We start from the raw sequence: 9239 nt of genomic DNA on the forward strand, positions 1-9239 counted from the left end.
GACAGTGTCTATGAACCTGCCCCCAGCCACGCCCGCCCCTCCCCCTTCCGGCGGCGACCCGGAGGCGGGCCTGCGCGCCCGCCTGGTGGACGTCGGCGTCGACCTCGTCACCCGCGAGGGAATCCAGGCGCTGTCCCTGCGCGAGATCGCCCGCCGGGCCGGCGTCTCCCACGGGGCGCCGCGGCGCTACTTCCCGACCCATCTGTCGCTGCTGTCCGCCATCGCCCGCCGGGGCTTCGCCGACCTCGCCGCCGAGGTCGCCGAGGTGCTCGCCGACGAGGACCGGGACACCCGGCAGGCCGCTCGCGCCCAACTCTCCGCACTGGCCCGGGTCTACCTCGACTTCGCCCTCACCCACCGCGGCATGTACGAGCTGATGTTCCGTCACGACCTGCTGGAGAGCAACGAGCTCGGCCTGCGGGACACCAGCCTGCCGCTCTTCGACACGCTCGTCCGGCTCGTCACCCGGGCACGACCGCCGTCGGACGCGGAGCCGGCCGTGCCACCGGCGGTCGTCGCGGGCGCGCTGTGGGGAAATCTGCACGGCATCGCCCAGCTGTGGGGCTGGGGCAGCCTCCCCCTCGCCACCGGCGCCGACACCGTCGAACCGCTGCTCCGCGCCGCACTCGACGCCCACCTCGGGCCGGACAGGGCGGACCGGTGAACTCGACGCCCCGCCCCGAGAACCGCCCCGAGCCCCACCCCGACCACCGCCCTCGCCACCGGCGCCTCGCCCTCGTCGGCAGCATCATCGGAGCCGTGATCGTCGCCCTCGACGGCACCGTGCTGACCATCGCCCAGCCCTCCCTGCAACGCGACCTGGGCGCCTCCTTCGTCCAGGTCCAGTGGACCAGCACCGGCTACCTGATCGCCGTGGCAAGCCTGCTCGTCTTCGCCGGCCGGCTCGGCGACCGGTACGGCCACCAACGGATCTTCGCCCTCGGCATCCTGGGCTTCGGCGCCGCCTCGGCGGGGATCGCCCTGGCACCCGACGTCTACTGGGTGATCGGCCTGCGCATCGTCCAGGGGATCTTCGGCGCGCTGCTGCAACCGGCCACCCTGGGCATGCTGCGCGCCACGTACCCGCCCGACGAACTCGGCATGCCCATCGCGCTGCGGACGAGCGCCATCGGGCTGGCCGCCGCCGCGGGCCCGGTCATCGGCGGCGCCCTGACCGCCCGCCTGGGCTGGCAGTCCGTCTTCCTGCTCAATGTCGCACCGGCGCTCGTCATCGGCGTGCTGGCGCTGCTCGTACGGATACCGACGCCCCGTCAGACCGCCGTCCCCACCCGGCTCGACCTGCCCGGCGCCTGCCTGCTCGCGACCGCCCTGGCGTGCCTGGTGCACACCCTTGTCGGCATACCGGAATCCGGCTGGACGGCGACGACCGTGCTCGGGCTCGTCGCGATGGCGGCGGCAGGCATCGCCTTCGTCCGGCACGAACGCCGTACGCCGAGCCCGCTGGTGCCGCCCGCCGTGCTCGGCTCACCGACCGTCGCTTCGGCGCTCGGCATCCTCCTCGCCGCATCGGCGGCGATGTTCGGCGCGCTGTTCATCGGCACCTACTTCCTCCAGGACATCCTCGCGCTCGACCCGCTCCAGAGCGGACTACGGGTGCTCCCCCTGGCCGCGATGATGGTGCTGAGCGCGCCCGCCTCGGCCGTGCTGCAACGCCGCCACGGCCCCCGCCGGACGACCGCCGCGGCGATGACCCTGCTCGCGCTCGGCATCCTCCTCCTGTCCCGCCTCGACCAGTCATCGCCAACGGTGGCGATCAGCGGCGGCTTCCTTCTGCTGGGCGCCGGCTTCGGCACGGTGATGGTCACCGCGACGGCCGTCATCGTCCGCCACGCCCCGGTGGCCCACGCCGGGGTGGCCGGCGGCCTCCAGCAGACCGCCATGAACATCGGCCCGGCACTCGGCGTCGCCGCCGCGACCGTGCTGATGACCGTCACCGCACCGGGCGACGCGGCGGGCCGGCCGGCGCACGGCAACGGCCCCCATTGGAGCGGCCCGGCCTTCACGGCAGCGATGGGCACGACTCTCACCGCCTTTGCGGCCGTCGCCGCGATCGGCGCCCTGCTCGCCGTCAGGCTGCCCGGCCGGACCGCCCGCCGGACAGCCGAGCCCGCCGAGCCCTCCTCGGCCACCGCCCCCTGACCGCCCGCCCGCGCCCCCGCCCGGCGGACGGAGAGCGCGGGCGGCCGTCAACGGCGGTGGCCCGGGGTGGCCTTGCCGGTCTTCAGCGGCGGCCGAGGAGCTCGGCGATCCGGATGAACCCGTCCCCGCCGTGGCCCCGTCCGATGGCGCGGCGGGCCATGCCCTCGGCCGCGCGCATCACGCCCGCATCGATGCCGTGGGCCTCAGAGGTGTGGACGATATGGGCCATGGACGACACCGCCGAGGTGAGCGGATTGCCCTCACCGGAGAAGCCGCCGCCCTCCGCGTCCGCCGCGGACTGCTCGAAGATCGGCGGGAGGATCGCGGCGATGCCTTTGGCGAACGGTGCCAGCTCGCGCGCGGTGACACCCTCCGCCCGCGCCACCGCCAGGGCGTGCGCATAGCCCGCCATGGCGGTCCAGAAGATGTCGAGCAGCGCGATGTCGTAGGCCGCCGCCCGGCCGATCTCCTCGCCGAGATGGGTGTGGGTGCCGCCCAGCGCGTCCAGCACCGGCCGGTGCTCCCGGTAGAGCTCTGCCGGGCCGCTGTGGAGGAACACCGCGGCCGGCGTTCCGATGGTGGTGGTCGGCGTCATGATCGCGCCGTCCAGATAGCGGATGCCGTGCCCGGCCGCCCAGTCCGCGGCGTCGCGGGCGCGGTACGGGGTGTCGGCGGTGAGGTTCACGACGGTGCGTCCCTTGAGCGCATCGGTGACCTCATCGCGCCGCAGAACGGCATCGGCCGCGTCGTAGTTCACCACGCAGACCACCGTCAGGCCGCTCGCGGCGACTGCCTCCTCGGCCGATCGCGCGCCCACCGCCCCCCGCGCGGCCAACTCCCGGTCCCGGCCCGGCGTCCGGTTCCAGACCGTGGTCCGCACGCCGGCATCCAGGAACGCACCGGCCAGGGCCCGGCCCATCGGCCCCAGACCGAGCACGGTGACGGCAGACTGTTCGGATCGGTTGGACATCGGATCAACTCCCTTGGAAAGGCGCCGAGAACGGCGCCGAGAAACCGAAAAAGAAAACAGACGGAAACAGGAATCAGGAACAGGGACAGGAAGAGGAACGGGACGTAGATGACACGCAGTCGTGCCCAGGACCCGAATGTGTGCGGAGTGACCGCCGCGATCGCCGTGATCGACGGCAAGTGGAAGACAGCCCTGCTCTGGCTGCTGGAATCCGGTCCGCACCGGCCCGGTGAGCTGCGCCAGCGGCTGCCCGGCCTCAGCGAGAAGGTGCTGACTCAGGCGCTCCGCGATATGGAGACGGACGGACTCGTGCACCGGGAAGTGCACGAGGTGCTGCCGCTGAAGACCGTGTATTCCCTGACCTCGTTCGGCCGCGAGCTCTCCGAGGCATTGAGCCCCCTTTCCGACTGGGGACACCGCCGCTTGGCCAAGCTCGCCGAGGCCACCTCGGCCTCCTGACGCAACGCCCTCCGTCCCGCTCGCGTCCGGCGGCCCGCCGGCCACCCACCACCAGATTCGGGCGCCCGCCCTCCGCTGCCAAGTACCCACAAAAAAGTGGGTACTGCGGAGGCGGCAGGGCTCACACGCGTCCACCGGAAAATCGCGCTGCGCGCCGCGACTGCCGTTGATACGGTCCCGACGTGACTCCATGCGCCGGCCAGAGCTGGTTCTTCAAGCCCCGCAGCGCCGCATAGCGGCAAGCTGCGACCGACGTTCCGACAGCTTCGCCGCACTCCGGTTCCCGCCGGTGCGGTGCTCGACGCTGCCCGGCTCCGACGATGACGCACACCGCGGAGCACTGTCATGAACGACCAGAACAATCACCACCACGACTACAACCACGGCACCCACAACAGCCACGGCGATCTGCGCGATCTCCTTCCGCCGGCCGAGCCGACCCTGGCTGCGGCTCCCGCCGAACTGTCGCAGTGGGTCACCCGGCATGCGTCCCGGCTGGCCGGTCTCGGTCCCGGCGCGGACCTGGAGGCACCGCTCGACGACCTGGAGCCGCTGCGCGCCCTCGTCGGCGACGCCCGCGTGGTCGCCCTCGGCGAAAGCTCCCACCAGATCCGCGAGTTCGGCCTGCTGCGCCACCGCATCCTGCGTTTCCTCGTCGAGAAGCTGGGCTTCACCGTCTACGCCATGGAGTACGGAGCCGCCGAGGGCCGCGCCGTGGACGCCTGGATCCAGGGCGGGCCGGGCGACATCGACGACCTCCTGGCCCCCGACGACGGCGCAGCCCGGAGCAACAGCACCGAAGACGAGGACGAGGACGGAAGCAGGGTCCTCAAGGGCCTGGGGCAGCCCGTCGAATGCCGGGACACCCTGCGATGGCTGCGCCGGCACAACGCCGGCGCCGCGCACCCGGTCCGCTTCGTCGGCTGCGACATCCCCATGGCGGGCGGCTCGCTCGCGCCCGTACTCGAGCCGGTCGCCGCCTACCTGACCACGGTGGACCGCGGCGCGCTGCGCTTCCTGGACACCGCGCTGGAGATCTCCGAGCCGATCGCGGGCGGGACGGTCATGGTCCCCGCCTACGCGCGGCTCGCTGTGGACCCGGCGGAGCAGGACCGCCTCACCACCGCGCTCTCCAGGCTGCTGGGCCGCTTCACGGACCTGCGCGAGATCTACACCGAGCGCAGCAGCCCCACGGCGTACGCGACCGCACTGTCGGACGTTCGCGCGGCGGTGACGACCGACCGGGCCCAGCGCGCCATGGCCGAAGCGCTCTCGGGCGCGCCCGACGGCGTCGACTTCGCCACCCGGGAGCGCTATCTGGCCGACACCTTGCTGGAGCACCTGGAGCGGTCCGGCCCCGGCGTCCGCGTCGTCCTCGTCGGGCACAACGCTCACCTCCAGCGCTCGGCCAACCAGGCCGACGGCCCACTGGCGGTGACGACCATGGGCCATCTGCTCGCCCGGGCGCTCGGCACCGACTACGTTCCCCTCGCCCTGACCGGCAACGGCGGCGAGACGGTGGAGAACGTGCCCGACCGGGACCACCCCGAGGGGATGCGCTGGGGCCGGGCCGTCACCCCTGAGGCCGCGCCGGACAGCGTCGAGGCGCTGTTCGCGGGCGTGTCCGGGGAACCGGCCCTGGTGGACGCGCGGGCGCTGCGCGCGTACGCGCGACGGCACGGGCTGCCGGAGCCGGTCCGCACCCGGCTGGACACCGCGTTCCTCGAGATCCCCGCCCTGGAGGCGTTCGACGGGATCATCTGCGTCCCGGACACCACCCTCAGCGCCGACGCGCAGTAGGGAGGCAACCGCGCCAGCAGCGCGGGCGGGGCGGGCCGTTCCGTACGCGCCAGGGGCGGCCCGCCGCGTCCGGCACGGGCAACCGGGCCCGCCGCCCGGGTGCGCCGCGCGTTGCCGGCCGGGCTCAACCGGCGTGGGCGGGACGCGAGTCGGGGACGCTGTCGGCCGGCCACAGGGTGTCGGGGAAGGCCGCGTCGTCGGAGTCGGTGTCGGGCATGAGGGTACTGAGCATCTGCTGGGCGGCCTTCGCGTTGTCGAGGGCGCGGGGCAGCATCACGCTTTCGTAGGCGTCGAGGGCCTCGTCGAGGGTGGGGTGGCCGATGACGGCCCGGGCGAGTTCGGCGCCGTCGAGCAGGGCGAGGTTGGCGCCGACGCCGGCGGGCGGCATCAGATGGGCGGCGTCGCCGAGCAGGGTGATGCCGGGGACGCGCTGCCAGGAGTGCGGAACGGGCAGGACGAACATGGGCCGGTCGATGAAACCGCCCTCGTTGTCGCGCAGGACGTCCAGCAGGCTTTCGTGCCAGCCCTGGTACTGGGCGAGGAGGCGGGCGCGTACCGCTTCGGTGTCCGCGAGGTCGAGGCCCGCGTGCCAGTCCTGGGGGCCGCGGAAGGTGACGTAGACGCGGACGTGTCCGTTGCTGTTGCGCTGCATCACCAGGCTCCGACGGCCCGCCTTCGCCGACATGGTGCCGCGACCGACCAGGCGGGCGATGCCGGGGTGGCGGTGGTCGACGTCGTCGAAACGGGCTTCCACCATCGTGACACCGGCGTAGCGGGGCCGGGCGTCGGAGAGCGCGGGGCGCACCCGGGACCAGGCGCCGTCGGCGCCGATGACCAGGTCGAAGTCCTCGGCACTGCCGTCGTGGTGGTGCAGGCAGGCGGTGCCGTCGGGCAGCGGGGCGACGGCCTCCACGGAGTGGCCCCAGCGGACCGTGCCGGGGGCGAGGGAGTCCAGCAGGAGGGTGCGCAGCTGGCCGCGGTCGATCTCGGGCCTGCTCAGATCGCCCTCGCCGGCCCGGTCGTGGCGTATCAGGTTCGCGTGGCGGTCGTACAGGCGCCATTCCTGGCCTTCGGGCCGGGACAGGGCGAGGAACGGGTCGAACAGTCCGGCCGCGCGCAGGGCCGCCTGGCCGGTGTCTTCGTCGATGTCGAGGGTGCCGCCCTGCGAGCGGGAGTGGGGGTCGGTCTCACGCTCGAAGACCGTGACCGGCACGCCGTGCTGCTGCAGGACGCGGGCGCAGACGAGGCCGCCGAGACCGGCGCCGGCGATCGCGATGCGAGGGGTGGGGGACATAGGGGTCACGCTCCGTTCCACGGATGAAGAGAGTGCGGGTGCCGCGTGGCGACGCCCTGGGCCCCGGGCTCCGGGTCCCGGGCCATGAGGCGGGTCCGGCGGCCGGGTGCCGGACCGGTCCGGCGTCCCCGCACACAGAAACACAGTCGCTCCAAAAGTACAACCGCTCCGCTTTTCTATCGGATCGCCTTAGCGATCGAATCCCCTCAAGGGGGTAGGGTTGGCGGCATGGCCGAGACGACGACCGGGCGCCGCGAGCGCAAGAAGGCCCTGACCAGGCAGGCCCTGGCGGATGCCGCGCTGCGGCTGTTCACCGAGCGCGGCTACGACAACGTCGGCGTGCGCGAGGTGGCGGAGGCGGCCGACGTCTCGCTGAGCACGCTCTTCAAGCACTTCCCCGGCAAGGAAGCCCTCGTCTTCGATCTGGACGCGGACATCGAGAGCGCCCTGGTCGCCGCCGTTCGCGACCGGACCCCCGGCCGGTCCGTGCTGCACGCCCTGCGCGACCACATGGTGAACACCCGTACCGTCGTGCCGACCGACGACCCCACGTTCACCCTCGTCGAATCCACTCCCGCGCTGCGGGATTACGCCCGGCGCATGTGGTCGCGCCACGAGAAGGCACTGGCCGCCGCCCTCGCCGACGCCACCGGACTCACCCCGGACGCCCCCGCCGTCACCGGCCTGGCCCGCTTCACCCTGGAAGCCCCCGGCCTCGCCCGCGCGAGCGAAGACCCGGCCCGGACCATGCGCGACCTGTTCGCCCTGCTGGAGCACGGCTGGGCCACCACCCCCCTGGCGCGAGAGGAAGAGCGCCCCGGCCGGGACGGGTGACCGCGACCGGACGCCGCATCACGGCGCACTCCGCCGCACCGACACACCCACACTTTTGCTAGCGGTTGCTTGCAATAGTTAGCACTACCGTGCACTATCGGGGCATGGCATCACTCAACGTCGGCAATCTCGGTGAGTTCCTGCGGGAGCAGCGGCGCACGGCGCAGCTGAGTCTGCGGCAGCTCGCGGATGCCGCGGGGGTGTCCAACCCGTATCTCAGCCAGATTGAGCGCGGCTTGCGCAAGCCGAGCGCGGAGATTCTGCAGCAGTTGGCGAAGGCGCTGCGGATCTCCGCGGAGACGCTGTACGTCCAGGCCGGGATCCTCGATGAGCGACAGGGTCCAGATGGGGTCGAGGTGCAGACCGCGATACGCACCGACCCGTCGCTGAACGAGAAGCAGAAGCAGGTCCTGCTGCAGATCTACGAGTCCTTCCGCAAGGAGAACGGGCTCGGGAGCGGCGCGGACCGCACTGCGAACGGGCATGAGAACGGGCGCGGTTCGGGCTCCCCAGAGTCAGAGGCCGACGGCGGCCCGCACGCCACCTGAGCAACCGATTTCGTTTCCAGGAGGAAGAACGCATGGCCATCACCGATGACCTCCGCAAGACCGTCACCGACGCGACCCCCCTTTACGCCCTTGCCGGTGCCGCCGATCTGGCCGCCGAGAAGCTCGGCGAGGTGCCGACGCTCGTCGAGAAGATCCGCGTCGAGGCGCCCAAGCGCTTCGAGTCGGTACGGGCCACCGACCCCAAGGACGTACAGGACCGCTTCGCCAAGCAGGCCAAGGACGCTCAGGAAAAGCTGACCGAGCTGCTGGGTTCGCTGGACGGTGACCTGAAGAAGTTCCGTGAGCAGGCGCAGGAGATCGCGCTGCAGGGTGTGGGCCGGGCCGCCGAGGCCGCCGTACGCGTGCGGGAGACGTACGACGAGCTGGCCGAGCGGGGCCGCGGCGCGGTGGACAGCTGGCGCGGGCAGACCGCCGACCACGTCGAGGAGCTCGCGGTGGCGATCGAGCCGGAGCCGGCCGAGAAGTCCGAGCCCCGGTCGCAGTCGACGGTGAACAGCAACGCGGCGAAGGACAAGACCGCCACGGCGAACGGGACGAAGGCCGCGGACGGCAAGCCGGCCGGGGCGAAGAAGACCACTCCGGCGGCGCGCAAGCCGGTGGCGAAGAAGACCACGCCGCCGGCCGCCAAGTGACGTCAGTCACCTTGCGCTGAGCGGGGCCGGGCCGGGCACACTTCGGGTGCCCGGCCCGTTGTTTGGGTACGGTGGGGCCGCAGCAGGGCCCCAACAGGCCGATACCGATAGAGCGAATGGTGGTGCAAGCGTGCTGTTGTCCGGGTTCGGCGAGCTTCTGTCCTGGGTGCAGTTGGCTCTGGGCGTGTACGCCGCCGCGATGCTGATCGATGCCGCGGTGCGCCGCGAGGACGCCTACCGCGCGGCCGACAAGCAGAACAAGGCCATGTGGCTGCTCTTCCTCGGCATGGCCACGGCGCTGCTGTTCCTGCTGCCCTTCGACGCGTTCCTGCCGATCCTCGGCCTGATCGCCGTGATCGTCTACACCGTGGATGTCCGGCCGGCGCTCCGCCAGGTCGCCGGCGGCGGCCGGGGCCCGCGCCGCGGCGGCTCCAGCTCGGATGGTCCGTACGGGCCGTACAACGGCGGCCGGTAAAGCCCCCGGGACACCGGCCCCACCGGCGGTCCGGCGCTCCTACCGC

10 protein-coding genes are annotated in these 9239 nt (G+C 72.5%); 8 read left to right on the forward strand and 2 right to left on the reverse strand.

Annotated features, from left to right (window positions below; genetic code table 11):
• The first annotated feature begins 10 nt into the window (after window positions 1–10).
• Both ACIGWZ_RS14810 and ACIGWZ_RS14815 read left to right on the forward strand, forming a co-directional pair.
• Window positions 11–664, forward strand: coding sequence for a TetR/AcrR family transcriptional regulator (locus ACIGWZ_RS14810; protein ID WP_400064346.1), 654 nt, complete (start codon window positions 11–13; stop codon window positions 662–664).
• The gene (locus ACIGWZ_RS14815; protein ID WP_400064348.1) at window positions 661–2160 is read left to right on the forward strand and encodes an MFS transporter; all 1500 of its coding nucleotides are present in this window, start codon (window positions 661–663) and stop codon (window positions 2158–2160) included. Before ACIGWZ_RS14810 ends, ACIGWZ_RS14815 begins: the two co-directional genes overlap by 4 nt.
• Window positions 2161–2242: 82 nt before the next feature.
• Here ACIGWZ_RS14815 and ACIGWZ_RS14820 read toward each other — a convergent pair whose 3' ends face one another.
• Entirely contained in the window at window positions 2243–3130 is an 888-nt protein-coding gene (locus ACIGWZ_RS14820) for an NAD(P)-dependent oxidoreductase (RefSeq protein ID WP_400064350.1), read from the reverse strand.
• Window positions 3131–3238: 108 nt separating this feature from the next.
• Here ACIGWZ_RS14820 and ACIGWZ_RS14825 point away from each other — a divergent pair, with 108 nt between their 5' ends.
• Together ACIGWZ_RS14825 and ACIGWZ_RS14830 are read left to right on the forward strand one after the other, a co-directional pair.
• On the forward strand, window positions 3239–3589 hold the full coding sequence (locus ACIGWZ_RS14825) for a winged helix-turn-helix transcriptional regulator (protein WP_400064352.1): 351 nt from the start codon (window positions 3239–3241) through the stop codon (window positions 3587–3589).
• Window positions 3590–3934: 345 nt separating this feature from the next.
• Window positions 3935–5389 (forward strand): erythromycin esterase family protein, encoded by a 1455-nt coding sequence (locus tag ACIGWZ_RS14830; RefSeq protein ID WP_400064354.1) that lies wholly within the window; start codon window positions 3935–3937, stop codon window positions 5387–5389.
• A gap of 124 nt (window positions 5390–5513) precedes the next feature.
• Here ACIGWZ_RS14830 and ACIGWZ_RS14835 read toward each other — a convergent pair whose 3' ends face one another.
• Window positions 5514–6683: an FAD-dependent oxidoreductase gene (locus ACIGWZ_RS14835; protein WP_400064356.1), complete on the reverse strand. Its 1170-nt coding sequence runs from the start codon at window positions 6681–6683 to the stop codon at window positions 5514–5516.
• A 228-nt stretch (window positions 6684–6911) separates the two neighbouring features.
• Here ACIGWZ_RS14835 and ACIGWZ_RS14840 point away from each other — a divergent pair, with 228 nt between their 5' ends.
• The 4 genes from ACIGWZ_RS14840 (at window position 6912) to ACIGWZ_RS14855 (ending at window position 9193) form a co-directional block, all read left to right on the forward strand.
• Window positions 6912–7517 carry a TetR/AcrR family transcriptional regulator gene (locus ACIGWZ_RS14840; RefSeq protein ID WP_400064358.1) on the forward strand — a complete coding sequence of 202 codons (606 nt, stop codon included), beginning with the start codon at window positions 6912–6914 and terminating at the stop codon, window positions 7515–7517.
• Window positions 7518–7621: 104 nt separating this feature from the next.
• Window positions 7622–8065 (forward strand): helix-turn-helix domain-containing protein, encoded by a 444-nt coding sequence (locus tag ACIGWZ_RS14845; RefSeq protein WP_400064360.1) that lies wholly within the window; start codon window positions 7622–7624, stop codon window positions 8063–8065.
• Between the two features lie 32 nt (window positions 8066–8097).
• The gene (locus ACIGWZ_RS14850; protein ID WP_400064362.1) at window positions 8098–8718 is read left to right on the forward strand and encodes a hypothetical protein; all 621 of its coding nucleotides are present in this window, start codon (window positions 8098–8100) and stop codon (window positions 8716–8718) included.
• A gap of 130 nt (window positions 8719–8848) precedes the next feature.
• Window positions 8849–9193 carry a DUF2516 family protein gene (locus ACIGWZ_RS14855; RefSeq protein ID WP_400064364.1) on the forward strand — a complete coding sequence of 115 codons (345 nt, stop codon included), beginning with the start codon at window positions 8849–8851 and terminating at the stop codon, window positions 9191–9193.
• Window positions 9194–9239 lie beyond the last annotated feature (46 nt).

It is taken from the genome of Streptomyces sp. NPDC053427, assembly GCF_044544985.1.
Taxonomy (GTDB): domain Bacteria; phylum Actinomycetota; class Actinomycetes; order Streptomycetales; family Streptomycetaceae; genus Streptomyces.